The 25,915-nt window shown below is 67.8% G+C and carries 24 protein-coding genes and 1 tRNA gene; 14 read left to right on the top strand and 11 right to left on the bottom strand.

All coding sequences use genetic code 11. The annotated features are described in order from the left end of the window. Positions 1–9: 9 nt before the first annotated feature. The 3 genes from AVE30378_RS07560 to AVE30378_RS07570 are packed head-to-tail and all read left to right on the top strand — an operon-like array spanning position 10 to position 3,146. Positions 10–663: a 2-dehydro-3-deoxy-6-phosphogalactonate aldolase gene (locus tag AVE30378_RS07560; RefSeq protein WP_129240160.1), complete on the top strand. Its 654-nt coding sequence runs from the start codon at positions 10–12 to the stop codon at positions 661–663. After that, positions 660–1,808 carry a galactonate dehydratase gene (gene dgoD / locus AVE30378_RS07565; protein WP_129240161.1) on the top strand — a complete coding sequence of 383 codons (1,149 nt, stop codon included), beginning with the start codon at positions 660–662 and terminating at the stop codon, positions 1,806–1,808. The genes AVE30378_RS07560 and dgoD overlap by 4 nt, the downstream gene beginning before the upstream one ends. A 27-nt stretch (positions 1,809–1,835) precedes the next feature. Further along, positions 1,836–3,146 carry an MFS transporter gene (locus tag AVE30378_RS07570; RefSeq protein ID WP_129240162.1) on the top strand — a complete coding sequence of 437 codons (1,311 nt, stop codon included), beginning with the start codon at positions 1,836–1,838 and terminating at the stop codon, positions 3,144–3,146. 130 nt (positions 3,147–3,276) lie between these two features. Here the strand turns inward: AVE30378_RS07570 and AVE30378_RS07575 are convergent, their stop codons facing one another. From AVE30378_RS07575 to AVE30378_RS07595, 5 genes are all read right to left on the bottom strand, one after another. Continuing rightward, positions 3,277–4,452, bottom strand: a complete 1,176-nt coding sequence (locus tag AVE30378_RS07575; protein WP_129240163.1) for an amidohydrolase — start codon at positions 4,450–4,452, stop codon at positions 3,277–3,279. Positions 4,453–4,507: 55 nt separating this feature from the next. Further along, a complete protein-coding gene (locus tag AVE30378_RS07580) occupies positions 4,508–5,740 on the bottom strand; it encodes an MFS transporter (protein WP_129240164.1) in 1,233 nt (410 codons plus the stop codon). A gap of 318 nt (positions 5,741–6,058) precedes the next feature. Next, positions 6,059–7,258, bottom strand: coding sequence for an MFS transporter (locus tag AVE30378_RS07585; protein WP_129240165.1), 1,200 nt, complete (start codon positions 7,256–7,258; stop codon positions 6,059–6,061). A 161-nt stretch (positions 7,259–7,419) separates the two neighbouring features. Then, positions 7,420–8,193, bottom strand: a complete 774-nt coding sequence (locus tag AVE30378_RS07590; RefSeq protein ID WP_129240166.1) for an IclR family transcriptional regulator — start codon at positions 8,191–8,193, stop codon at positions 7,420–7,422. Next, entirely contained in the window at positions 8,183–8,980 is a 798-nt protein-coding gene (locus tag AVE30378_RS07595; protein ID WP_129240167.1) for an IclR family transcriptional regulator, read from the bottom strand. Before AVE30378_RS07595 ends, AVE30378_RS07590 begins: the two co-directional genes overlap by 11 nt. A 202-nt stretch (positions 8,981–9,182) precedes the next feature. Here AVE30378_RS07595 and AVE30378_RS07600 point away from each other — a divergent pair, with 202 nt between their 5' ends. From AVE30378_RS07600 to AVE30378_RS07625, 6 genes are all read left to right on the top strand, one after another. Further along, positions 9,183–10,349: an acyl-CoA dehydrogenase family protein gene (locus AVE30378_RS07600; RefSeq protein WP_129240168.1), complete on the top strand. Its 1,167-nt coding sequence runs from the start codon at positions 9,183–9,185 to the stop codon at positions 10,347–10,349. A gap of 63 nt (positions 10,350–10,412) precedes the next feature. Beyond that, positions 10,413–11,396, top strand: coding sequence for a Bug family tripartite tricarboxylate transporter substrate binding protein (locus AVE30378_RS07605; RefSeq protein ID WP_129240169.1), 984 nt, complete (start codon positions 10,413–10,415; stop codon positions 11,394–11,396). A gap of 20 nt (positions 11,397–11,416) precedes the next feature. Continuing rightward, on the top strand, positions 11,417–12,385 hold the full coding sequence (locus AVE30378_RS07610) for a Bug family tripartite tricarboxylate transporter substrate binding protein (RefSeq protein ID WP_129240170.1): 969 nt from the start codon (positions 11,417–11,419) through the stop codon (positions 12,383–12,385). A 3-nt stretch (positions 12,386–12,388) separates the two neighbouring features. Next, positions 12,389–13,552, top strand: coding sequence for an acyl-CoA dehydrogenase family protein (locus AVE30378_RS07615; RefSeq protein WP_129240171.1), 1,164 nt, complete (start codon positions 12,389–12,391; stop codon positions 13,550–13,552). A gap of 17 nt (positions 13,553–13,569) precedes the next feature. Next, positions 13,570–14,565, top strand: coding sequence for an acrylyl-CoA reductase family protein (locus AVE30378_RS07620; RefSeq protein WP_129240172.1), 996 nt, complete (start codon positions 13,570–13,572; stop codon positions 14,563–14,565). 18 nt (positions 14,566–14,583) lie between these two features. Then, the gene (locus AVE30378_RS07625) at positions 14,584–16,704 is read left to right on the top strand and encodes an acetate--CoA ligase family protein (protein ID WP_129240173.1); all 2,121 of its coding nucleotides are present in this window, start codon (positions 14,584–14,586) and stop codon (positions 16,702–16,704) included. 21 nt (positions 16,705–16,725) lie between these two features. Here AVE30378_RS07625 and AVE30378_RS07630 read toward each other — a convergent pair whose 3' ends face one another. The 4 genes from AVE30378_RS07630 to htpG all read right to left on the bottom strand — a co-directional run bounded on the left by AVE30378_RS07630 (position 16,726) and on the right by htpG (position 21,977). Beyond that, positions 16,726–17,703, bottom strand: coding sequence for an SMP-30/gluconolactonase/LRE family protein (locus tag AVE30378_RS07630; RefSeq protein WP_129240174.1), 978 nt, complete (start codon positions 17,701–17,703; stop codon positions 16,726–16,728). A 57-nt stretch (positions 17,704–17,760) separates the two neighbouring features. Then, complete coding sequence (locus AVE30378_RS07635; RefSeq protein ID WP_165360116.1) at positions 17,761–18,789, bottom strand: Bug family tripartite tricarboxylate transporter substrate binding protein; 1,029 nt, start codon at positions 18,787–18,789, stop codon at positions 17,761–17,763. A gap of 213 nt (positions 18,790–19,002) precedes the next feature. Continuing rightward, a complete protein-coding gene (locus AVE30378_RS07640; protein ID WP_129240176.1) occupies positions 19,003–19,893 on the bottom strand; it encodes a Rossmann-like and DUF2520 domain-containing protein in 891 nt (296 codons plus the stop codon). Between the two features lie 185 nt (positions 19,894–20,078). Then, positions 20,079–21,977: a molecular chaperone HtpG gene (gene htpG / locus AVE30378_RS07645; RefSeq protein WP_129240177.1), complete on the bottom strand. Its 1,899-nt coding sequence runs from the start codon at positions 21,975–21,977 to the stop codon at positions 20,079–20,081. Between the two features lie 201 nt (positions 21,978–22,178). Between htpG and AVE30378_RS07650 the strand changes: the two genes are divergently transcribed. The 5 genes from AVE30378_RS07650 (at position 22,179) to AVE30378_RS07670 (ending at position 25,167) form a co-directional block, all read left to right on the top strand. After that, positions 22,179–23,570 (top strand): uracil-xanthine permease family protein, encoded by a 1,392-nt coding sequence (locus tag AVE30378_RS07650; RefSeq protein ID WP_129240178.1) that lies wholly within the window; start codon positions 22,179–22,181, stop codon positions 23,568–23,570. A 118-nt stretch (positions 23,571–23,688) separates the two neighbouring features. Next, positions 23,689–23,773: transfer RNA gene (locus AVE30378_RS07655), tRNA-Leu, on the top strand. 364 nt (positions 23,774–24,137) lie between these two features. Beyond that, entirely contained in the window at positions 24,138–24,461 is a 324-nt protein-coding gene (locus AVE30378_RS07660; protein ID WP_129240179.1) for a hypothetical protein, read from the top strand. Between the two features lie 47 nt (positions 24,462–24,508). Continuing rightward, positions 24,509–24,961, top strand: coding sequence for an AcrIF11 family anti-CRISPR ADP-ribosyltransferase (locus AVE30378_RS07665; protein WP_129240180.1), 453 nt, complete (start codon positions 24,509–24,511; stop codon positions 24,959–24,961). After that, positions 24,958–25,167, top strand: a complete 210-nt coding sequence (locus AVE30378_RS07670) for a helix-turn-helix domain-containing protein (RefSeq protein ID WP_129240181.1) — start codon at positions 24,958–24,960, stop codon at positions 25,165–25,167. Before AVE30378_RS07665 ends, AVE30378_RS07670 begins: the two co-directional genes overlap by 4 nt. On the opposite strand, the gene AVE30378_RS07675 is transcribed toward AVE30378_RS07670, so the two are convergent. Continuing rightward, complete coding sequence (locus AVE30378_RS07675; RefSeq protein WP_129240182.1) at positions 25,164–25,673, bottom strand: lysis system i-spanin subunit Rz; 510 nt, start codon at positions 25,671–25,673, stop codon at positions 25,164–25,166. The genes AVE30378_RS07670 and AVE30378_RS07675 overlap by 4 nt on opposite strands. Further along, a partial coding sequence (locus tag AVE30378_RS32800) for a lysozyme (protein ID WP_165360117.1) occupies positions 25,652–25,915 on the bottom strand: 264 nt, incomplete at its 5' end. The genes AVE30378_RS32800 and AVE30378_RS07675, both read right to left, overlap by 22 nt.

Here is a 25,915-nt window from a genome sequence, read left to right on the forward strand (position 1 = left end):
GAATCGAACATGAACCATCCCGGTCTGCAAACCGCCATGGCCCATTGCGGCCTGATCGCCATCCTGCGCGGCATTACCCCCGCCGAGGCCGAATCCGTCGGCCAGGCGCTCTACGCCGCGGGCTTCCGCCTGATCGAAGTGCCGCTGAATTCGCCCGACCCGCTGGACAGCATCCGCGCCATGCGCGCCGCCCTGCCCACCGACTGCCTGATCGGCGCCGGCACCGTCCTGAACCCCGGCGACTGCGCCCGCATCCAGCAGGCGGGCGGCGAACTCATCGTCATGCCGCACAGCGACCCCGCCGTGATCCGCGCCGCCAAGAAGCTGGGCATGGCGTCCTGCCCCGGCGTCGCCACGCCCACCGAAGCCTACGCGGCCCTGGCCGCCGGCGCGGACGTGCTGAAGATGTTCCCGGCCGAGCAACTGGGCCCCGCCGTGCTGAAGGCCTGGCGCGCCGTGATGCGTCCGCCGATCGCGCTGGTGCCCGTGGGCGGCATCACGCCGGACAACCTTTCCACTTATGCCCAGGCGGGCGCCAGCGGCTTCGGCCTGGGCTCCGCCTTGTACAAACCCGGCCTGTCGGCCAACGAAGTCGGCCAGAACGCGCGCGCTTTCATCGCGGCCTGGCAACGCGCCTATCCCGCCCAGGAGACCCAAGCATGAAGATCACCAAGCTCACCACCTACATCGTGCCGCCCCGGTGGTGCTTCCTGAAAATCGAAACGGACGCGGGCATCGTCGGCTGGGGCGAACCCGTCGTCGAAGGCCGCGCGCATTCGGTGGCCGCCGCCGTCGAGGAGCTGTCCGACTACCTGATCGGCAAGGATCCCCGCAACATCGAAGACCACTGGACGGTGCTGTACCGCGGTGGCTTCTACCGCGGCGGCGCCATCCACATGAGCGCGCTGGCCGGGATCGACCAGGCGCTGTGGGACATCAAGGGCAAGCACCTGGGCGTGCCGGTGTCGCAGCTTCTGGGCGGCAACGTGCGCGACCGCATCCGCGTGTATTCGTGGATCGGCGGCGACCGGCCGGCCGACACCGCGGCGGCCGCCAAGAGCGCCGTGGAGCGCGGCTTCACGGCCGTGAAGATGAACGGCACCGAAGAATTGCAGTACATCGACTCCTTCGACAAGGTCGAGAAATGCCTGGAGAACGTGGCCGCGGTGCGCGACGCAGTCGGCCCCAACGTGGGCATCGGCGTGGACTTCCACGGCCGCGTGCACAAGCCCATGGCCAAGGTGCTGATGAAGGAGCTGGACCCGTTCAAGCTCATGTTCATCGAAGAGCCCGTGCTGAGCGAACACTACGAGGCGCTGAAGGAACTGGCGCCGCTGACCTCCACGCCCATCGCGCTGGGCGAACGGCTGTTCTCGCGCTGGGACTTCAAGCGCGTGCTGGCCGAGGGCTACGTGGACATCATCCAGCCCGATCCGTCGCACGCGGGCGGCATCACCGAAACCCGCAAGATCGCGGCCATGGCCGAAGCGTACGACGTGGCGCTGGCGCTGCATTGCCCGCTGGGTCCCATCGCGCTGGCGACCTGCCTGCAGATCGACGCCGGCTGCTACAACGCCTTCATCCAGGAACAGAGCCTGGGCATCCACTACAACGCCGCCAACGATCTGCTGGACTACGTCAGCAACCGCGAAGTCTTCGCCTATGAAGACGGGATGGTCGCGATCCCCCAGGGCCCGGGCCTGGGCATCGAGGTGAACGAGGAATACGTGAAAGAACGCGCCGCGGTGGGCCACCGCTGGCGCAACCCCATCTGGCGCCACGCCGACGGCAGCTTCGCCGAGTGGTAAGCCGATAAAGAGAAAGAGGAGACTCCCTTGTCCACCGCTACCCACGCCGCCCTGCAAGGCGCCCAGCGCCCCACGCGCAGCCGGTATCTCATCATGGTGATGCTGTTCATCACCGTCGTCATCAACTACCTGGACCGCAGCAACCTGTCCATCGCCGCCCCCGCCCTCAAGGACGAGTTCGGCCTGGACACGGTGCACGAAGGCCTGATCCTGTCCGCCTTCGGCTGGACCTATGCCGCCATGCAGATCCCCGGCGGCTGGCTGGTGGACCGCGTGTCCCCGCGCCTGCTGTACGCGGCCGCCCTGATCCTGTGGTCCGCGGCCACGTTCTTCATGGGCTTCGCCGGCAGCTTCGTCATCCTGTTCGTGCTGCGCCTGGCGGTGGGCGCGCTCGAGGCGCCCGCCTATCCGATCAACAACCGCGTGGTCACCACCTGGTTCCCGGAACGCGAGCGGGCGACCGCCATCGGCTTCTACACCTCCGGCCAGTTCGTCGGCCTGGCGTTCCTGACGCCGGTGCTGGCCTGGCTGCAGCACCATTACGGCTGGCACATGGTGTTCGTCAGCACCGGCCTGCTGGGCATCGTCTGGGGCGTGCTGTGGTTCATGATCTACCGCGAGCCGCGCCAGTTCAAGGGCGCGAACGCGGCCGAGATCGAGCTGATCCAGCAAGGCGGCGGCGTGGTCGACCTGGATCGCCGCACGCGGGAAAAGAAGGCGCCGTTCAGTTGGAACGACCTGGGCCTGGTGATGAGCAGGCGCAAGCTCTGGGGCGTGTACCTGGGCCAGTTCTGCCTGACTTCCACGCTGTGGTTCTTCCTGACCTGGTTTCCCACTTATCTGGTGAAGTACCGCGGCATGGACTTCATCAAGTCCGGCTTCCTGGCGTCGGTGCCGTTCCTGGCGGCGTTCATCGGCGTCCTGTGCTCGGGCGTGCTGTCCGACTTCCTGATCCGCCGCGGCGCCACCGTGGGCCTGGCGCGCAAGCTGCCCATCATCCTGGGCCTGTTGATCTCCACTTCCATGATCGGCGCCAACTTCACCGATTCCACGCCCTGGGTCATATTCTTCCTGGCCCTGGCGTTCTTCGGCAACGGACTGGCGTCGATCACCTGGTCGCTCGTGTCCACCCTGGCGCCGGTGCGGCTGCTGGGGCTGACGGGCGGCGTGTTCAACTTCGTCGGCAACCTGTCCTCGATCTGCACGCCGATCGTGATCGGCTTCCTGGTGACGAAGGACAGCTTCGCGCCGGCGATCGTCTACGTGTCGTCGCTGGCCCTGCTGGGCGCGCTGTCCTACATACTGCTGGTGGGCAAGGTGGAACGGATCGAGGCTTGACGCTGCCTCCGTTTTTGCCGTGATCCTGGGCGCCCCTTGCGGGCGCCCATTCTTTTTCCCTGCGGGGAACGGCTGCCGACCGCCTGCTTGCCAAGCGCGCCAGGCCGGCCTTGCTCCGGCCCCGGCCCGCTTAGCGCAAGAGCGTCTGCGCCAAATGCACCCAGAAACTGCCGCCCACCAGGATCAGATCGTCGTTGAAATCGTAGCGCGCGTTGTGCAGCGCGGCCCCTTCGCCCGCCCCGATGTTGATGTAGCACCCCGGCACCCGCTGCGCCATGAACGCGAAATCGTCGGCCGCCATGATCGGCGGATGATCCACGACGCTGTTTTCGCCAAAGTGCCGCAGCGCGACCTCGCGGGCCTCCCGCGCGGGCTCCTCGGCGTTCACCAGCACGGGATAATGGGCCCCGGCTTCCTTTATCTGCGCGTTTGCCCCGAAGCAGGCGGCCTGCGACTGCACGATATCCCGGATGCGGGACAGGATCAGGCTGCGCTGCGCCTCGTCGTAGGTCCTGACCGACAGCTTCATTTCGAGTTCGCCCGGGATCACGTTGAACGCCCCTTCCGCATGGATGCTGGTCACGCTGACGACGGCGCAGTCGTAGGGGCTGAGGTTGCGCGAGACGATCGTCTGCAGCGCCTGGATGATCGATGCCGAAATGACGATGGGGTCGCGCGTGAAATGCGGCGACGCGGCGTGTCCGCCCCTGCCGCTGACAACCACGATAAAGCTGTCGACCGAGGCCATGATCGCGCCGGCGCCGATGGCCATCTGCCCGAATTTCAAGGTCGGCGTCGGGTAGTTGTGCAAGGCATAGACCGAATCGCACGGCGCTTGATCGAACAGGCCGTCATTCAGCATGGCCAGCGCGCCCGCGCCGCCTTCCTCGGCGGGCTGGAAGATCAGGTTCAAGGTGCCGGAGAATGCCCGGTCCGCCGCCAGTTGCTTGGCCGCGGCCAGCAGTATCGCGGTGTGCCCGTCGTGGCCGCAGGCGTGCATGACGCCTTCGTTCACGCTGGAATAGGACTGCCCGCTGGCTTCGCCGATGGGCAGCGCATCCATGTCCGCCCGCAGGCCGATGGATCGCTTGCCCTTTCCTGCCCGCAGCGTTCCCACGACGCCCGTGCCGCCCACTCCCCGCCGAACCCGGTAGCCCCAGCGCTCCAGGCAATCCGCGACGATCGCGCCGGTGCGCCGCTCCTGGTAGCCCAGTTCCGGATGCTGGTGGATATCGTGGCGGATGCGCTTCATTTCATCAAACGAATCAAGCAATCCGGGAACGATGCTTCGATGCGGATTTTTCATGCTCCCGGCTCCCTGTCCTGGAAAGTAACGGTTATTCCCGCAGGCCTTTTCTTGGTCATCGGCCATGGCGTTCCTTGAACATGCACGTCGCGGCAAGACTGACGGCCAGCATGCCGATCACGTACCATGCGGGCGCCATAGGATTGCCTGTGGTCTTCAGCAGCCACGTGACTACGACTTGCGCCGAACCTCCGAATATCGTGACGCCGAACGAATAAATCATCGACATCCCCGTCGCCCGCACGGCGCGCGGCAGCGCCTCCACGATCAGCATGGTGCTGGTCAGCATGTTGATGCCCAGCGCCACGATGAGCAGCATGCGGAAGACGACCGCGAGCCAGAGATAGTCAGGCAACTCCAGCATCCGGAATGTCGGATAAGCCATCGCCATGCCCATCAGGATCGAGACAATCATGGCTTTCTTGCTGTTCCTGAACCGGTCCACGTACCTTCCGGTGAAATAGACCGCTATCACCTGCACGATGGAGGCAAGACAACTGAACAGATAGGCGGTGGGCGCCGCGATGCGGTGGGTCTGCATCATGTACGTCGGCATGTAGAACAGTACGATGTACACCATCACGGTGCCGGACATGATCATCAGGATACCCAGCACCAGATCGCGGGTATGGCCGGACAGCACCGCCCAGACCGGGGTTTCCTTCGGGGCGGCGTCCGGAGCCACGGTGTAGGTTTCCTCGATATGGCGCCGGATGTAGACGCCGACCGGGACGATCAGCAGACCCAGGACGAAAGGCACGCGCCAGCCCCAGGAATAGAGCGCCTCCTCGGACAGAATCGAAGTCAGCAACAATCCCAGCGAAGCGCCCAGCAAGGCGGCGATCCCCTGGCTGATCGACTGCCAACTGACGAAGAACGCGCGCTGATTGGCGCCGGCGGATTCCAGCAGCAGCGTCGTTGCGGCACCGACCTCCCCTCCGGCCGCGAACCCCTGCAACAAGCGTCCCGCGACGATCAGGCCCGGAGCCAGGACACCGATCTGCGCATGCGTGGGCGCGAATGCGATCAAGGCGGTGCCCGCCCCCATCAGCATGATGGTCGCCAGCATGGCGGCCTTTCTTCCCTTGCGGTCCGCATAGGCGCCCAGCACCATGCTGCCCAGCGGCCGCATGATGAAACCGACGCCGAACACGGCCACCGCCATCAATAGCGAGCCGTAGGCCGACTCGCTGGGAAAGTAGAGTCTTCCGATCACCCCGGCGAAAAAGCTGTACACCGTGAAATCGAAAATCTCCAGCCCGTTTCCCAGGCTGGCGCCCAGTATCACGCGCCGATTTCCGACCTTCCGGGACGGGGTCGCCTCGAAGCCGTCGATTGCCGTTGCCGCCGTTCTTTCCACGGATTTCCCTTCATTCTGGTTGATCACGCAACACACGTCCGGATGACGGCCGCCCTAGGGCGGCCATAGACGACGGTGTTGTGCGCCGCCTCTCCATCATCTTGTATATACAAGAATAGACATTTGAGAAACGGCGGCAACCTGGGGAAACCCTGGCCTACGTGGAGTGGGCCAAAAATCTCAGACTGACTTACAGAACCCGCCTGGCGGCAAAGGCGAGCAAGGACCGGCGCCGCGCCGGCAGGCTCAGCAACCCTGCACCGCCAGCCTGCGGCGGCGCAGATTGCCGGCGCGCTGCAACAGCACCAGCGCCAGGCCGGCCGTGGCGATGACGGCGCCGGCGATCGGCACGGCGGCGTAGCCCAGGCCGGCGGAGATCACGGCGCCGCCGGCGGCCGCGCCCACCGCGTTGCCCAGGTTGAAGGCGCCGACGTTCACCGAGGAGGCCAGGCCGGGCGCGTCCTTGGCGGCGCGCATCACGCCCATCTGCAGCGGCGGCACCACCGCGAAAGTGGCCACGCCGAAGATCAGCAGCGACACTGCCGCGCCGGCCTGCGTGGATGCGATCCAGGGAAACGCCAGCAGGTCGGCGATGACCAGCACCAGGAACGCGATCAGCGTGCCGTCCAGCGAACGGTCCGCCATGCGGCCGCCCACCCCGTTGCCCAGCGTGAAGCCCAGGCCGACCAACACCAGCATGCCGGTGATGAAGGCCGGAGACGCGCCGGTGATGTCGGCCAGGGTCGGGGCGATGTAGGTGTAGAGCGTGAACATCGCGCCCGCGCCCAGCACCGTCGTCAGCAAGGCCGTCAGCACGACCGGGCTCTTCAGCACGGCCAATTCGTGGCGCACGTTGGGCCGGCGGCCGGCTTCGCCCGCGGGCAGCGCCCGCCACAGCGCCAGCATGGCGATCAGGCCCAGCACCGCGGTGGCGACGAACGACATGCGCCAGCCGATCGCCTGCCCCAGCCAGGTGGCGGCCGGCACCCCGCCCACATTGGCGATAGTCAGGCCCATGAACATCGTCGCCACGGCGCTCGCCTGCTTGTGGCGCGGCACCACGCTGGCGGCGACCAGCGACCCCAGCCCGAAGAACGCGCCATGGTTCAGGCTGGTCACCAGCCGGGCCAGCAGCAGCGTCGTGTAGTTGGGCGACAGCGCGGACAGCAGGTTGCCGATGGTGAAAATGGCCATCAGCAGGATCAGCGCCTTGCGCTTGGACCAGCGCGAGAAGGCCAGCGTCATCAAGGGCGCGCCGACCATCACGCCGATCGCGTAGGCGCTGATCAGCATCCCGGCGCTGGGAATGGACACGTTTACGCCCTCGGCGATGACGGGCAAAAGGCCCATGGGCGAAAATTCGGTCACGCCGATGCCGAACGCGCCGACGGCCAGCGCCAGCAATGGCAGGCCGGCCTTGGCCGGCTGAGTGTCTTGGGGGTTCATGCGGATTTCCTCGGTTCGTAAGCGCCGACCGGGGGTTCAAGGGTGCGCCGGAAGAAGGGGATGGCGCATCGGAAGGAGCCGATCGGAAGACAGGCCGCCAGTATGCCGGGTCCATCCTTGCGGAAATAGGGGTAAACCAGCGAAACACTTTTGACTTGGAATCACGAATATCCCAACAGCCGCTCCGTCTCCCGCGCCAAGGCGACCAGCCTCGGGCCGATGTCGGCCGCGCGCTCGCGATAAGGGCCGTCGTTGGCGGGCACGCCGCAATTGAAGACGTACAGCAACGATTGGTGAGGCCGGCCCAGCGGCGCGGCAAAGCCGTAGGCGTCGGGCCGCCATTGCTGGTTGTTGCCGCAATAGCCCTTGCGCTCCAGGTCGCGGCGAGCCGCCGCCAGGGTGGGAAAATGCGCCTCGTAATGCGCGGGGTCGGCGATGCGCAACTGGTTCAGCACCGCCGCGCGCTCCTCGTCCGGGGCGCGCGCCAGCCAGGCTTTGCCGGCCGCGCTGGACAACAGCGGCAGCGACGCGCCGATGTCGGGGCGGGTCTGCAAGGCTTCGTTCGACCTGGCCGTTTCCACGTACACCATCTGCAGGCGGTCGCGCACCACCAGCGACACCGCCCCGCGCGCATGGTCGGCCAGTTGCTTCATCAGCGGACGCGCCATCTGGCGGATCTGCATGCTTGCCAACAAGGGGTAGCTCAGCGCCAGCACCGACGCCCCCAGACGATAGCGCGCCGGCTCGCCTTCGCGCTGCAGGAAACCCAGTTCGACCAGCGTGTGGGTCAGGCGCGCAACGGCGCTGCGCGACAGGCCGGTCTGCTGGGCGAAATCCTTGTTGGCCAGCACGGGGCGGTCCGCCCGGAAGCAGGCCAGGATATCGATGCCGCGCGCCAGGGTGGTGGTGAACTCGCGGTCCCGTTCATGCCCCATGTTCGCGCTCCAGCATTTTCTCGACGCGTCCTACCAGGGTCAAAAGGCGCGGCGCGATGCGGCCGCGGAGGTCGCCGGGACGCAGCCGGGCCACGGGCACGCCGCAATTGAACACCAGGGCCTGGCCGTCGACACGGGACCGCATGGGCACCGCGACCGCGTGCACGTCCGAGTGCCAGTCGCCCTGCCCGACGCAATATCCGTGCTGGGCATAGTCGCGCCGCGCCTGCTCCCAGTCGGGTGCGTAGCGGCGCCAGGCCGCCGGGTCCTGCCGCCGCAGCGTCTCCAGCACGGATTCGGCCTCGCCGCTTGCGCCCTGCGCCAGCCAGGCCCGGCCCATGGCGGACGGCAGCAGCGGCAGCAAGGCGCCGATATCGGGACGGAAGGACACGGCATCATGGCCGCGGCAGGTTTCCAGGTAGACCATGTTCAGCCCGTGATGCATTCCCAGCGACGCGGACCCGCCCGCCGCATCGGCCAGGCGCTTCATCAGCGGGCGCGCCATCTGGCGCACTTTGATGCTGGCCAGCAGCGGATAGCTCAGCGACAGCACGGCGGGCCCCAGGCGATAGCGGCGCAGGCCCGCGTCGTAGCGCAGCAGGCCGCGCTGCATCAGCGTGGTGGTAAGCCGGGAGATGGTGGCCTTGGACAGGCCGGTGCGGTCCGCGAGTTCCCGGTTGCTGAGCGCGGGTTCGCCATGACGGAAGGCCTGCAGCACGGACAGCCCATGCGCCAGCGTGGTGGCGAAGGCGGGGTCGGCATGGCGCTCGCCCGGGCTGGGATTCATGGTCGCGGTCCTGAAGGCGGGGCCGCCCGGAAGCGCAGCCCGTTCCGCCGATGATAGAGCAGCGGCGGACGCCTGGGCGCACGAGGCGTTCAAGATAGCGAAACACTTGTCTCATATCCGCCGGCCTTTTGCTAGCCTGGATTCAACACGGCGCCGAGGCGGACAGGAAAAGCGCGGCGCCCCGCCAACACGGAGACTAGCCATGATCAGGGACCCCGACGGTTTCCCTCAATTCCTCGAATCGCTGCGCCGCTACGTGCGCCAGCGGCTGGCGCCGCGCGAAGCCGAGGTCGCCCGCCTGGACGAGGTGCCGCAGGACCTGGTCGCCGACATGGCGGCCCAGGGCCTGTTCGGCTACTCGATCCCCGAGCAGTACGGCGGCGCGGGCATGACGACCGAAGAACTGGTCCTGGCCGCCATGGAACTGTCGCAGTGCTCGGTGGCGTTCCGGGCCCGGGTCGGCACCAATACCGGCATCGGTTCGGAAGCGTTGGTGGCCGACGGCACCGATGAACAGAAAGCGCGCTACCTGCCCCGCCTGGCATCCGGCGAACTGACCGGCTGCTTCGCGCTGACCGAACCGCAGGCCGGCTCCGACGCCACCGCGCTGCGCACGACCGCCGTGCGTGACGGCGACCGCTACGTGCTGAACGGCGAAAAGTGCTTCATCACCAACGCGCCGCTGGCGGGCCTGTTCACCGTCATGGCGCGCACCGATCCGCAGGCCCCGGGCGCCAAGGGCATCACCGCGTTCATCGTGGAACGCGGCACCCCGGGCCTGTCCACCGGGCAGCCCTACGACAAAATGGGCCAGGCGGGATCGCCCGTGTCGTCCGTGCACTTCCAGGACTGCCGCGTGCCAGCCGCGAACATCATCGGCGGCCGCGAAGGCATGGGCTTCAAGACCGCCATGAAAGTCCTGAACAAGCAGCGCATCCACCTGGCCGCCCTGTGCATCGGCCCGGCTATCCGCATGCTGGACGACACGCTGCGCTTCGTGGCCGAGCGCCAACAATTCGGCAAACCGCTGATGGATTTCCAGCTTATCCAGGCCATGCTGGCCGACTGCCAGACCGAGATCCAGGCGGCGCGCGCGCTGGTGCTGCAAACCGCCCGCGAACGCGACGAAGGCCGCGACGTGACGCTGAACGCCTCCATCTGCAAGTACTTCGCCTCGGAAATGTGCGGCCGCGTGGCGGACCGCTGCGTGCAGATGCACGGCGGCTACGGCTACATCGCCGACCACGGCATCGAACGCTTCTACCGCGACGTGCGCCTGTTCCGCCTGTACGAGGGCACCAGCCAGATCCACCAGTTGACCATCGCCCGCCACACGCTGACCCAGGCGGGCTACACGCCCGGCCGCTAGGCGGGGCATACCGGGACCGCAGCCGCGAGAAGCCGGCGGCCCGACAAACCAAAGGAGACTTCCATGCTGCACAAGCACCTGCCGAAATGGATCGCGGCCGCGGCCGCCGCGTTCGCCTGCGCGGCGCTGCCGCCCCAGGCCGCGGCCGCCTATCCCGACAAGCCCGTGAGGCTGATCATTCCGTTCGCCCCGGGCGGTTCCACCGACATCCTCGGACGGCTGCTGGCCGAAGCGCTGCATCCCATCCTGGGCCAGCCCGTCATCGTGGAGAACAAGCCCGGCGCCGGCGGCAACATCGGCGGGGATTTCGTCGCCCGGGCCGCGCCGGACGGCTATACGCTGCTGCTGGCGGCGGCGGGCCCCACCGTCATCAACCCCAGCCTGTACGCCAACATGCCGTTCAACCCGGCCAAGGACCTAACGCCCATCAGTTGCCTGGAACGCGAACACAACCTGATGGTGGTGACGAAGTCCATGCCGGTGAAGACGCTGCAGGAGTTCCTGCAATATGCGCGCAGCCATCCCGGCAAGCTGTCGTTCGGCTCCCCGGGCAACGGTTCGCCCGCGCAACTGGCGGGCGAATTGCTCAAGCAGCAGGCCGGATTGCAGGCGGAGCACGTGCCCTACAAGGGCACCGGCCCCGCCGTCACCGACCTGGTGGCCGGCCATATCGATTTCATGATCGACAACATGCCGGCGCTGCTGCCGCAGGTCAAGGCGGGCAGCCTGCGCGCGCTGGCCGTGCCCAGCGACCAGCGCGCCACCGCCGCCCCCGATATTCCCACTTTCGACGAAGCCGGCCAGAAGGGTTTCGTGGTGATGGCCTGGAAGGGGCTGATGGCGCCCGCCGGCACCGATCCCGCGGTGATCGAGCAGTTGCACGCGGCGGTGGCCAAGGCGCTGCAAGACCCGACGCTGCGCGCGCGCTTCCAGGAACTCGGCGCCGAACCGCTGGGCAGCACGCCAGCCGAATTCGCCAAGCAGATCGCGGACGAAACCGCCTGGTGGGGCAAGCTGGTGCAGTCCACCGGCACCCGCATCCAATAGGCCCTTGCGGAGAGACAGCCATGCATTCCTTCATCCGGACGGCGCGCGCCCTGTGCGCGGTCGCCCTCATCGGGACGGCCGGCGCGGCGGCGGCCGCGTACCCCGACAAACCCATCCGCCTGATCGTGCCCTATGCGGCCGGCGGCGGCACCGACACCGCGGCGCGCATGATCGCCCGCAAGCTGGCGCCGCTATTGGGCCAGCCCATGGTGGTGGAGAACAAGCCAGGCGGCGCCACCCAGATCGGCACCGCCTATGTCGCGGCGGCCGCCCCCGACGGCTACACCCTGCTGATGGGCACCGCCAACCTGGCGACCAACAGCGTGCTGTACGCCAAGCTGCCCTACGACGTGAGCCGCGACCTGGCGCCGGTCGTGTGGGCCACGGACGTGCCGGTCTATCTGCTGTTGCCCGCCGCCAGCCCCTGGCGCAGCCTGGACGACCTGAAGCGCGCGGCCGCGCAGCAGCAGGGCCTGACGTTCGCCACGGCGGGCACGGGCAGCATTCCGCACCTGGCGGGCGAACAGTTCTCGCACCAGACCGGCATCGCGCTGCGGCACATTCCCTACAAGGGCAGCAGCGAAGCCGCCACCGCGCTGGTGGGCGGCCAGGTGCAGATGAGCTTCGACAACCTGCCGCCGGTGTATGCGCAGGTCAAGGCCGGCCGCCTCAGGCCCGTGGCCATCGCGGCGGACAAGCGCAACCCCGATCTGCCCGACGTTCCCACGCTGGCCGAACTGGGCGTGCCGCTGGCGGCGTCGTCCTGGTGGGGCGTGATGGCGCCGGCCGGCACGCCCAAGGACGTCATCGCGCAGTTGAACCGCCAGATCAACGCCGTGCTGGCCGATCCCGAGGTGCGCGGCTATTTCGCCGGCCTGGGCATGCAGCCCACGGGCGACACGCCCGAGGCTTTCGGCCGGCACATCGCCGACGAAACCGGCCGCTGGCGCGCCGTGGTGCGGCAGGCCGGCGTGAAGATCGAGGAATAGCCCATGCATCCCGAGCAAGAAAACACCGGCGGCGTGCGGGAACTCTGCGAACGCGTGCGCCGCTTCGTGGACGAGATCGCGATACCCGCCGAATCGTCCGCCATCGCGCGCGACGTGGCCGCGCTGGACCGCTGCGTGGCGGACCTGCGCGCACAGGCCCGCGAAGCCGGCCTGTACGCGCCGCAGTTGCCTCCGCAATGGGGCGGGCTGGGCCTGGGCTGGCGCGCCCTGGCCCAGGTGCTGGAAGAGGCCGGGCGCGGCTTCCTGGGCCCGGCCGCGCTGAACTGCGCCGCGCCCGACCAGCCCAACATGCTGACGCTGCTGCGCCTGGCCAGTCCCGCCCAGCAGGAACGCTTCCTGGCGCCGTTGACGCGCGGCGAACGGCGCGCCTGCTTCGCCATGACCGAGCCCGCGCCCGGCGCCGGCTCCGATCCGTCCATGCTGCAAACGCGCGCCGAGCGCCGCGACGGCCGCTGGGTGCTGAACGGGCACAAGCAGTTCATCAGCGGCGGCGTGGGCGCGGATTTCGCGCTGGTGCTGGCGCGGGCGGAGGAAGGCGCCACCCTGTTCCTGGTGCCGGCGGACACGCCGGGCTATCGCGTCGTGCGCGATATCGGCATGGTCACGGGCTACCAGATCGGCGGCCACGCCGAGATCCTGCTGTCCGGCTGCGAGGTCGGAGACGACGCCGTGCTGGGCGAGCCCGGCCGGGGCCTGGAATATGCACAGTTGCGGCTGGAGCCCGCCCGGCTGTCCCATTGCATGCGCTACATCGGCCGCGCCCGGCGCGCGCTGGAAACGGCGCAGGCCTATGTCGTCGGGCGCGACTCCTTCGGCTCGCGGCTGGCCGACCTGCAGCAGATTCAGGCGATGGTGGCCGATTCCCACATCGACCTGCACGCCAGCCGCCTCATGACGCTGGACTGCGCCGGCCGCATGGACGACGGGCTGCCGGTGAAGCGGCACAGCGCCATGACCAAGGTCTTCGTTTCCGAGGCCGTGAACCGCGTCGCGGACCGGGCGGTGCAGATGATGGGCGCGTCGGGGCTGTCCGACGATACGCCCGTGGCCATGGTCTGGCAGGAAATGCGCCCCTTCCGCATCTACGACGGCGCCAACGAACTGCACCGCGCCACGCTGGCCCGGCGGCTGCTGGCCCGCGCCTGAGTCCCAAGGAGACCACGATGGAAAACCCGACTTTCCAGGCCTATCGCCTGCATGCCGGCGCGGCGGACGCGCCCCCGCAAGGCCGGTTCGAGAGCCTGTCCGCAGACCAGCTTTCCGCCGGCGACACCCTCATCAAGGTGGCCTACGCCGGCCTCAATTACAAGGATGCGCTGGCCCAGGCTGGGCGCGGCGGCATCGTCCGCGACTACCCGCGCATCGGCGGCATCGACCTCTCGGGCACCGTGGTGCATTCGGCCGATCCGGCGCTGGCGCCCGGCCGGGAAGTCGTCGTGCACGGCTTCGGCATCGGCGTGGACTGCGATGGCGGCTACGCGGAATATGCGCGAGTCCGCCACGACTGGGTGCTGCCCCTGCCCGCCGGCATCGGCCTGCGCGATGCGGCGGTATTGGGCGCGGCCGGCTATACCGCCGCGCTGTCGCTGCATTGGATGGAACATTGCGGCCTGGCGCCGGAACAGGGCGAGGTGCTGGTTACCGGCGCGACCGGCGGCGTCGCGGGCATCGCCATCGACATCCTGAGCCAGCGCGGCTATCGCGTATGCGCCATGACCGGCAAGCCGGACGCCGAAGGCTATCTGCGGTCGCTGGGCGCGCAGGACGTGATCGCCCCGCCCGACCTGTCGGCCGGTATCAAGCCGCTGATGAGCGCGCGTTGGGCCGGCGTCGTCGATTCGGTGGGCGGCAAGCTGCTGGCCCATGCGCTGGCCAGCCTGCGTCCGGATGGCGTCGCCGCCGCATTCGGCAACGCGGGCGGCGCCGAACTGCCATCCTCCGTCATTCCTTTCATCCTGCGCGGCGTCAAGCTGCTGGGCATCAACGCCAACAGCCCCATGCCGCTGCGCCGGCTGGTGTGGAACAAACTCGCCGCCGAGTACCGCCCGGCGCGCCTGGACCTGGTTTCCCGCGTCATCGAACCCCGCGACCTGCCACAGGCGCTGGCCGCGATGCTCGACCGCGGCAGCATCGGCCGCAGCGTCGTCCGCTATTCCTGAATTCCCCTGGCCCCATCTATGACCCAGCTTCCCGATTCCTCCCTGTCCCGCCTCTTCGATCCGCAAGGCATCGCCATCGTGGGCGCCTCCGCCACGCCGGGCAAGATCGGCGCCATGCCCGTCACGCTGCTGCGCCAGCATGGCTACGCGGGCCGCATCGTTCCCGTCAACCCGCGCGCGGACGCCATCCAGGGCCTGCCCGCCGTGCCCGGCCTGGACGCCCTGGACGCGGACATCGACCTGGCCATCCTGGCCGTGCCGGCCGCCCACGCCGCGCAGGCGCTGGAGCGCGCCCGCCCCGGCCAGATCGGCGCGGCCGTGGTCTTCACCTCGGGCTTCTCCGAGACCGGCGCGTCCGGCGCCGCGCAGCAGGAACGGCTGTGCGCCGCCGCCCGCGAGCGCGGTATCCGGCTGCTGGGTCCCAACTGCCTGGGCTTTATGAACGTGCGCCGCAAGGTCTACGCCACCTTTTCGCCCGCGCCCGCCAACGGCATCGTGCCCCCGGGCGGCATCGGCATGGTGTCGCAGAGCGGCGCGTTCGGCGCGTATGCCTACAGCATGGCGCGCGAGCGCGGCCTGGGCCTGTCGCACTGGATCAGCACCGGCAACGAAGCCGACATCGACGTCGCGGACTGCATCGAATGGCTGGCTAATGACGCCGACACGCGCGTCATCATGGCCTACATGGAAGGCTGCCGCGACGGCCCCAAGCTGCGCCGCGCGCTGGCCGCCGCGCGCGCGGCGGACAAACCCGTCGTGGTCACGAAGATAGGACGCACCCAGGCCGGGGCGCAGGCCGCCGCCTCGCACACCGCCGCGCTGGCCGGGGACGACGCCGTCTATGACGCGCTGTTCCGCCAGTACGGCGCCCTGCGCGCCCGCACCATCGAGGAATTCTTCAACCTGGGCTATGCGCTGGACACCTGGAAGCGCCTGCCCGGCGGCAGGCGCCTGGGCATCTTCACCATCTCCGGCGGCGTCGGCGCCTTGATGGCCGACGAGGCCCACGACGCCGCGCTGGCGCTGCCCGAACCCTCCGCCGCCGCCCAGGCCCGCCTGCTGGAACGCGTGCCCTTCGCCAGCGGGCGCAATCCCGTCGACGTCACCGGCCAGGCCGTCTCCGAACCGGGATTGCTGCTGGCCACCGCCGACGACATCCTGGCCGATGGCCGCTACGACGCGCTGGCCGTCTTCCTGGCCGCGGCCGGTTCGTCCGAAGCCTTGTGGCCCACCTTCGAGGCGTTCGCGCGGGAAATGCAGGCCCGCCATCCCGGCGTGCCGCTGGGCATCAGCGCGCTGTTCCCGCCCGCGCGCCGCCGCGAACTGGAACGCCTGGGCTGCCTGGTGTTCCCCGACCCCAGCGCTGCCATCCGCACGATAGGCGCGGTGGCCAGTCTGGCGGACCATGCCGGCGTGGACGCCGACGCCGGCATGCCCGAGGCCGTGCCTGCCGCCGGCGCGCCCCTGCTGGAGGCCTACAACGAGGTCCAGGCCATGGAGCTGCTGCGCCAGGCCGGGCTTCCCGCCACGCCCTGCACGCTGGCCACCGATGAGGACGCCGCGGTGCGCGCCGCGGCCGCGCTGGGCGGCGCGGTGGCCATGAAAGTGGTGTCTCCGGACATCGTGCACAAGAGCGACGTGGGCGGCGTCAAACTCAACATCGCGGGCGAAGACGCGCTGCGGACCGCGTATGCCGGCATCATGGACTCCGTGCGGCGGCACTGCCCCGAGGCCCGCATCGACGGGGTGCTGGTCGCGCCCATGGCCCCCAAGGGCGTGGAATGCATCGCCGGCGTGCACTGCGACCCCGTGTTCGGGCCGGTGGTGATGTTCGGGCTGGGCGGCGTCTTCGTCGAAGTGCTGAAGGACGTGAGCTTCCGCCTGGCGCCCTTCGGCCGCGACGTTGCCCTGGAAATGATCCGCGAGATCAAAGGCCATGCGTTGCTGCAAGGCGCGCGTGGCGCGCCCCCCTGCGACATCGTCGCCCTGGCCGATGCGCTGGCGGCCCTGTCGCGCTTCGCCCACGCGCGGCGCGCGGACTTCAGTTCGGTGGAGATCAATCCTCTGCTGGCCTTGCCCGAAGGCCAGGGCGCGCTGGCGCTCGATGCGGTGGTGCTGCGCGCCGATGCGGCGGCCTGAAGGCCGCGCCGGCCGGCTCGCTCAGTCGAGCACCGTCCTGCCCACGTTCCAATGCAGGGGCTTCGCCCCGGCCACGGGCGCCTGCCACACCGAAATGCCGGTATTGAACAGGCTGCCCAGGTAGGCCGTGCGCAGGTCCGGTCCGCCGAACGCGATGCTGGAGAGATTGCGCAGGCCGTAATTCCTGCCCGTGCTGATTTCCTCGAAACCGAACGCATTGGCGGCAAATGCCCGTTCCGCGGCGTCGATGGCGCTGTCGTCGCAGTCTTCGATGTGCACCGCGCAGCGGCCGTTCCGGTCCACCTGCAGCACGCGGTTGCTGACCACACTGGTCAGCCAGATACCGCCTTCCTCGTCGAACTCCAGCCCGTCCGGCCAGGTGCCGCGCCCGAACTCGCACACGAGCTCGCGCTTGCCCAGGCTCGGGCCGGGTCGGATCTCGAAGCGCGACAGGCGCCGGGCGATGGTTTCGTTCACGTAGAGCCAACGGCCCGAGGGATCCACGCGCAACTCGTTGCTGAAGCCCAGCCCGCGCGCCACGATCTCGATCCGGCTGCTGCCGGCGCGCAGCACGCCTATCGTGGCATCGGCGTTTTCCGAATGGAACGCCCGGCTGCGCGGCTCCAACTGCGTGCACAGCGACAGCCAGACATTGCCGTGCTCGTCCGGGAACAGAAAGTTCAGCGGCGAACGCGGCAGGCCCTGCGCTTCGGTCAGAAAGGGTTCCAGCCGGCCCGGCGCCACCAGCTTCCAGGCGCCGCCGCGCGGACCGACGTTGGCGATCAGGAAGGTGCCGTCATCCAGCAAGGCGATGCCATTGGCCACGAATTCGTCCGCGGGCCATTGCACCGGCGGTTGATCGCCCGGATCCCGGTCCGCGCGCACCACGCCGCGCAGGCGATCGCAGGCATACAGCCGCCCGTCGGCAAGCGCGATGACCGATTCAGGACGGTTCAGGTGATTGCCGATGAGTGGCAGGGATTGCTGCAGGACTGTCATGGCTAGGTGTGCTCCTGTGGACGCGGGCCGGGATCGCTGCGATCCGAGATGGCCGGCCTACTCGATCCGGACGCGGGAATTGCGCACGATGCCTCCCCAGCGCTGGTATTCGCTTTGCAGGAAGGCGCGGTACTCCTCGGTCTTCATGATCTGCGGAACGATGTACTGCGTGCGCAGATTGTCCTGGACGACGGGATCGCGCATCACGTTGCCTAGCTCGTCGTTCAGGCGCGCCAGGATGGGCGCGGGAATGTTGGCCGGCCCCAGCAACCCGACCGCGCTGCGCAGGTCCAGGTCCATCCCCTGTTCCCTGAGGGTGGGCAGATCGGGCAAGGTGGCGTAGCGCTCGGGCGAACCCAGCCCCAGCATCCGGATTTTTCCGTCCTTCACATAGCCGTCGGTGATCTGCATGGGCAGGATGGCGGCGTCGACCTGTCCGGACGCCAGGCCCAGCAATTCCGGCGCGGTGCCCTGGTAGGGCACGTGCAGGATGTCCAGGCCGTGCTCGGCCTTGAAATTCTCCATCACCAACTGCGCCGTGCTGCCCACGCCCCAGGTGCCGTAGGTGTATTTGTGCGGCGACTTGCGGACTAGCGCCAGGAACTCCTGTGCATTGCGCGCCGGGATGGACGGATGCACGGCCAATCCGAACTGGAAATAGCCGATGGGCGCCACCGGAGAAAAGTCCCGCAGCGCATCATAGGGAGACTGCTTGTACATCTGCGGAAAAATGAAATGCGAATCCGCCGTGGCGTACACCACGGTGTAGCCATCGGGCTTGCTGCGCGCCGCCTGGGCGCTGCCTATCGTGCCCGTGGCGCCGCCGCGGTTCTCCACGACGATGGGCTGGCCCACCCGGTCGCTCAGCTTGGTGGTCAGCATGCGCACCACGATGTCGCCGCCGCCGCCCGCGGCCCAGGGCACGATGAACGTCAGGGGATGGGAAGGGAAGTTGCCGGCGCCGCCGCTGCTGGCCCGTGCGGCCCCGGCGGCGAGCGAACCGGCGAGGGAGCCGGCCACCCAGGGCGACAGGGCCAGGCCGCGGACGACCCGGCGCCGCGCCTCCATGAATACGCGATGTGTCATGTCTCTCTCCATGCCCCGCGTGGCCCGCGGGTTTTTTATGGCGGAAGAGGCGCGCTGCCGAACGCGAGCCGACCACTACCGTGGCAGCAATAGTCGCGCAATTCCCATCGGCGATGGCATCGTAAATTCTCGGGTCGGCATGGCAAACGACGATGGCTGGCCGGCAATCCGCCGGCAGGCTGCCGCCGGTGCGCGGCAGGCAGGCGGCCGCGCCTAGCTCTTGGCTTCGCGCAGGATACCCTCGATGCGCGCGGCTTTGTCGGCATCGATGCCGCCCGCCGCGAACGCCAGCGACACGCTGCGCAGGCACAGGTCGCGATAGAGCCGCAACGTATCGTCATCCAGCTCGCCCAGCGCCGCCAGATGCTTCTCGACGGTGCCCGCATCGCCCCGCGACACTGGGCCGGGCATGCCTTTGGCCAGCCCGGCAGCTTCGATGGACGCCAGCGTGCCGCGCACCATGGGCAGGAGCGCCGGCAGGGCCTGCGACTCGGTCGCGCCCCAGGATTGCCAGATGCGCACCGCCTCGCCCAGCACCACATTGATGTACTGCGAGGCATAGCCCGCGGCCGCGTGATACCTGGCCCGCGCGCCCGCAGGCAACTGGTTGGCGGCGCAGCCCAGGCGCTCTACCAGCGCCAGGAGGATGCCGTTGAGTTCGCCCTGCGCTTCGATAGTGATCGTGGAGCCGGGCAGCGAACGCGCCGCCGCCGCCGGATCGGCGAACGTCTGCATCGGGTGGAACCCGCCGGTCATCGCGCCGTCGGCCGCGGCCTTGGCCAGCACCGCCACTTCCGTGGCCCCGCTGCAATGCACCACGCCCTGGCCCGCCCGCCAGCGGATCCCGTCCGCGACCGCCTGGATGGTCGCGTCGGGCGTGGTGATGAACACCAGGTCGCATTCGTCGGCGAGCTGCTGCGCCGGGTATTGGGCGCAATGCGCGATGGGCGCCGCGAACTCGGCCGCCCGCTCCGCGCCGCGGCTGGCGACCGCATGCACGCGGCAGCCGGCCGCATCCAGGCTCCACGCCAAGGCGCGGCCCAGGCGGCCTGCGCCGATGAAACCTATCTTGAGTTGGGAGAGAGGGATGGAGGTATGGGGCATTGGGGGGCTCGGCTTGGTCCGACAAGGCGTCTGCCCCGAAGGATAACGCCTGCGCCCGCCCCCGCCCTTTGCATTTTTTTCATGACGCCATCGCGCCCCGCGCAGGCCGCGCCGTCCACCGCGCGCGGACGGCGCGATCCCTCCGCGCCGCCCGCCCCGGGGGCCGGGCAGCGCGGACGGGCCGCTTACTTCAGCAGCAGCGCGTTCAGCCGCTTCACGAACGCCGCCGGGTCGGCGATCTGCGCGCCTTCGGCGAGCAGGGCCTGGTCCAGCAACAGGCGGGCCCACTGGTCGAACTCGCCGTCCTCGGCCGCGCGGATGCGGGCCAGCAGCGGATGCTCGGGGTTGATCTCCAGCACGGGCTTCACGTTCGGCGCTTCCTGGCCGGCCGCCTTCAGCATGCGCAGCAGGTGCGGGCTGAGTTCGTTCTGCCCCACCACCACGCAAGCCGGCGAATCCACCAGGCGCAGCGTCACGCGCACTTCCTTGACCTGGTCTTCCAGCGTCTTCTGCAGGCGCTCGACCAGCGGCTTGAAGTCCTCGGCCACTTCGGCCTGGTGCTTCTTTTCTTCCTCGTCGGCCAGTTCGGCCAGGTCCAGGCCGCCCTTGGCCACCGACACCAGCGACTTGCCGTCGAATTCACGCAGATAGGACAGCATCCATTCGTCCACGCGGTCCGACAGCAGCAGCACTTCGATGCCCTTCTTGCGGAAGATCTCCAGGTGCGGGCTGTTGCTGGCCGCGGCGAAGGTGTCCGCCGTCACGTAGTAGATCTTGTCCTGGCCTTCCTTCATGCGCGACACGTAGTCGGCGAAGGACACGGTCTGCGCCTGGTCGCCGGTATTCGTGGACGCGAAACGCATCAGCTTGGCGATGCGTTCGAGGTTGCCCGCGTCCTCGCCAGCGCCTTCCTTCAGCACCTGGCCGAATTCCGACCAGAACGTGGCGTAGTCTTCCTTCTTGTTCTCGGCCAGGTCTTCCAGCAGCGACAGAATGCGCTTGGCCGAGCCTTCGCGGATCGCGCGCACGTCGCGGCTTTCCTGCAGGATCTCGCGCGACACGTTCAGCGGCAGGTCCGCCGAATCGATCACGCCGCGCACGAAACGCAGATAGGACGGCAGCAACTGGTCGGCGTCGTCCATGATGAAGACGCGCTTCACGTACAGCTTCACTCCGCGGCGGCCGTCGCGGTCCCACAGGTCCATCGGCGCGTGCTTGGGGATGTACAGCAACTGCGTGTATTCGCTACGGCCTTCGACGCGGTTGTGCGTCCAGGCCAGCGGGTCGTCGTAGTCGTGCGACACCGTCTTGTAGAACTCGCGGTACTGCTCTTCCGTCACGTCGGACTTGCTGCGGGCCCACAGCGCGTTCGCCTGGTTCACCGTTTCCAGTTCGTCCGTCTTGACCTGCTCGCCCTTTTCCTGGTCCCACTCTTCCTTGGCCATGCGGATGGGCAGGGAAATGTGGTCGGAATAGCGGCGCAGGATCTCGCGCAGCTTCCAGCCGTTGAGCAGTTCGTCTTCGTCGGCGCGCAGGTGCAGCGTCACGTCGGTGCCGCGCGAGGCCTTCTCGGCCGCGGCGATCGTGAATTCGCCCTGGCCGTCCGATTCCCACTGGATCGCATCGGCGGCGCCGGCGCGGCGGCTCACCACCGTCACCTTGTCCGCCACGATGAACGAGGAATAGAAACCCACGCCGAACTGGCCGATCAACTGCGCATCTTTCTGCTTGTCGCCGGTCAGTTGCGAGAAGAACTCGCGCGTGCCGGAACGGGCGATGGTGCCCAGGTTGGCCACCGCCTCTTCACGCGACAGGCCGATGCCGTTGTCCGAGATCGTGATCGTGCGGGCGGCCTTGTCGTAGCTGACGGTGATCGCCAGTTCGCCGTTGCCTTCCAGCAGTTCGGGACGGTCGATGGCCTCGAAGCGCAGCTTGTCGCAGGCGTCCGATGCGTTCGACACCAGCTCGCGCAGGAAGATTTCCTTGTTGCTGTACAGCGAATGGATCATCAGGTGCAGCAACTGCTTCACCTCGGCCTGGAACCCCAGGGTTTCGGACGCGGAAGACGTGGCGGTTTGGCTCATGATTATGTGTAGAGGTCGAAAAAATTAGGGACAAGACAATCCCATCCACCGGGGCGTCTCGCCCGCGCGGTTTCCGGGAAACCCTACTGATGTGGGGGCCAATGGGAGGTTTTCAAGCCCCCGGCTGGCGCTCCCGGGCGCGGCGGGGCCTTCCCCGCTAAAATCCCGCACTTTCCTTTCCGACCTGGCCGGCCATCCGCCATGCAACCCGCCTCCCTCGCCCAACCCGCTCCCCACGGCGCCTCCGACGCCGACGAACCCAGCCACGACCTGGTCTACGGCCCCAACGACCGCCCGGCGCCCCCGGTCGCCTTCATCGCCGCGCTGCAACACCTGCTGGCCATCCTGGTCCCCATCGTGACCCCCGGCCTGCTCATCTGCCAGGCCCTGGGCGTGTCCAGCCGCGACACCACGCTGATCGTGTCCATGTCGCTGGTCATCTCCGGCATCGCCACCTACGTCCAGTGCAAGCGCTTCGGCCCCCTGGGCGCCGGCCTGCTCATCGTGCAGGGCACCAGCTTCAACTTCGTCGGCCCGCTGATCGCCGGCGGCTCGGTCATGGTCAAGCAGGGCACCCCGGTCGAAGCCGTCATGGCCGCGATCTTCGGCGTCGTCATCGCCGGGTCCTTCGTCGAGATGGGCATCAGCCGCATCCTGCCCTTCGTCAAGCGCCTGATCACCCCGCTGGTCACCGGCATCGTGGTGCTGCTCATCGGCCTCACCCTGATCAAGGTCGGCCTCATCAGCATGGGCGGCGGCTACAGCGCCATGGGCAACGGCACCTTCGCCAGCGCCGAGAACCTGACCCTGTCCGGACTGGTGCTGGGCACCATCATCCTGCTGAACCGCGTCCCCATCGTCTGGGTCCGCAGCACCGCGCTCGTCCTCGCCCTGGCCGTCGGCTACATCGCCGCCGCCTACATGGGCCGCCTGGACTTCACCGGCGCCCGCGAAGCCGCCCTGTTCCAGATCCCCACCCCGCTGCACTTCGGCCTGGGCTTCTCGTGGTCGCTGTTCGTGCCCATGCTGATCATCTACCTGGTCACCTCGCTGGAAGCCATCGGCGACGTCACGGCCACCAGCAAGGTCTCCAAAGAGCCGGTCGAAGGCCCCCTCTGGATGCAGCGCATCAAGGGCGGCGTGCTGGTCAACGGCGCCAACTCCCTGCTGGCCGGCGTGTTCAACACCTTCCCCAGCTCGGTCTTCGCGCAGAACAACGGCGTCATCCAACTGACCGGCATCGCCAGCCGCCACGTGGGCGTCTGGATCGCCGGCATGCTGATCGTGCTGGGCCTGTTCCCCGCCGTGGCCGGCATCCTGCAGGCCGTGCCCGAACCCGTCCTGGGCGGCGCCGCCATGGTCATGTTCGGCGCGGTCGCCGCGTCCGGCATCAATATCCTGGCCGGCATCCAACTGGACCGCCGCGCCCTGCTCATCATCGCCGTCTCCCTGGCCCTGGGCCTGGGCGTCTCGCAAGTGCCGGAAATCCTCTCGCACCTGCCCCACGCCGTGAAGAACGTGCTGGAATCCGGCGTGGCCACCGGCGGCATCTGCGCGCTGGTCATGAACTGGTTCCTGCCGGAGAAGAAGTAAGGGCAAGGGTCGCGCAAGGGGCGACCCGCCCCTTGCCTGACAATTTTCTCCAGACCGCATATAATCGCCGTCTTCGCTTCTCCCGCGACCGTCGCCTGGACGTGTCCGCGACCTCCTTGCCCGGGTGGTGAAATTGGTAGACGCAGGGGACTCAAAATCCCCCGCCGCAAGGCGTGCCGGTTCGATTCCGGCCCCGGGCACCACTTATAAAATCAAGCACTTGCGCCATACCGCCCGGTTCACTATGTCGAAGTGTTCCGCATTTGTTCCGCAAGGCGTTCCGCTTTCTGTCTCAAACATGGGTATGCCGTCCTGGCCCTTCCCTGACATCCCTTCCGAACGATTCGCCGATCTAACCCCCGACGAACTCGAAACGCTGGAAGCCCTCACGCTCACATTCATCGCTCAGATGGAGCGCATGCGAATGGCCGAAACACAGTCCGCGCACGAGGACTGACCCCAGTCAGCCTCCTCCGTCATATTCGATCCCTGGTTGACTAAATCGGGGCCGAATTGCGCCCTTCCGAGACTGAAATATACTGTGTTTTTATACAGTACATAAGTTCAATGTTGGACCTCAAATGCGCTGTGCAGCGCACACACCACCGCGGGGAACGCCGCCGCGACAATGACCCTGGCCGGATCGAAACCGGGACGGTCCGCATGTATTCGATCATGCATCCGGAGTTGAAGCGGTATGTCTCCGTGATGACGATGAAGCCGCTCCATGGGTACGACGGCGGGCCAAAGGTGGCAATCCCCGATCTGCTGGAACCCGAGCTGCTGACGTTTGGTTCCGACCGCGGAATGATGATTTGCGGTTTCGAAGAGATAGACGGCCAGCGCTACTACCAGGGATGGTGGATGCAGTGGGTAGCAGAAAAAGATTGACGTCTTTCCGGCTGACTATATAATTTAGTCAAGCAACGGAGAACGCAATGAAGCTGTTTCACACCAGCCCCAACGAAATCAGCACGATCACCAGCGCCGGCCGCTTCGGCTCGTTTCTGTTTTTCTCCGCCCGCATCTATACGGTGACGGCAGGCGAAGCTGTGGTGTATAGCCTGGAAATCGACGACGACAGCATCGTCGAAGCTGGCCGGCTGTTCTATCACGAAGACGCGGCCAGGCTGCAACCGCTGGTCGACGAACTGGCGGCCCGCCTGGGCATCGACGAAGACGACGCAGAGGCCCTGATCGGCGAGTCGAAATCGGTATTCGACCTCGACGGCGTCGAGGGCGACCTGGGCGAAATGTCCTGGGACGTCCAGACGATCACCGCGCGCGCCGCCGGGATTCTTGGATTTCGCGGTGTCGCTGTCAGCGACGAATCGGGAACGTCTTACCTGATCGATATGGCTGGGCGCGAAGGCGAGCTGGAGCGCGTATGACGCCGGCGGATTTCCAATCCTGGCGCCAGCGCATGGGATATTCGCAGCGCGCGGCCGCGGAAGCCCTTGGCGTCTCCCTGCCCACGCTGCAGGCCTGGGAGCGCGGTACCGCTTTCGCGACGGGCAAACCAGTCGTGATCGACAAACGCACCGCGCTGGCCTGTGCTGCCATCGCTGCCGGCCTGGGCCCGCTAGGCGAACGCTAGCGCATACGCACCTGGCAGGCTTCCAACTGCGCCGTCAATCGCCGGATTCCGGCTCGAAGGGCGAAATAAGTTGATCGAGCAGCAGGATCAAGTTCTGCGCGGGCTCCATTACCCACGCTGGCGGCGGTTCCGGCTGCGGACACTCCACCGCCGGCGGCGGGGCCGCAGGAGGCTTGGACGCGCAGCCGCTGGCTCCCAGCATCAACATCAGCCCGAAGGCGGTCATCTTCGATTTGCGCACTGCGCAGCCCTCCATACGCGGCCCATTCGGCCTTCGCATTCCGTTCATTGATCTGCCCTACCTCGGCGTGGCGCCGTTGCAGGATCTCGCGCGCCTGGCGCTGCGCGTCCGCCACCCGCTGGGCCTGGTCGCGCTGCTGCTCCGCGATGCGCAGGTCCTTGCGCCACCCTTGCGCGGTCCAGGCCGTGCCGCCGGCGACAAGAGCGCCGACAAGCGTCGCCGCCGCGTAGCCCTTCCACCCCATCAGCGCAGTCCAGATAGGCATAGCTCGCGCTCCTCCAGACGGCGACTGTACAAGCCGCGCTCAAACTTGCCGTCCGCATACGACCAGACAGGCTTTCCGTCAGGGCCGTGCGCAAGAGCATTGCATCCCTCGGCTACACGCCCCGAATTGATCAGGCCCACAGCCCGACTCGCGCAAGTACTGGGTACCCCGAAGTTGTGAGAATGGCTGCTCAGCGCCTCGAATATCGGCTGGCTTATAGCTACGTCGATGCAATCCGCAAG

It is taken from the genome of Achromobacter veterisilvae (assembly GCF_900496975.1).
GTDB classification, from domain to species: domain Bacteria; phylum Pseudomonadota; class Gammaproteobacteria; order Burkholderiales; family Burkholderiaceae_B; genus Achromobacter; species Achromobacter veterisilvae.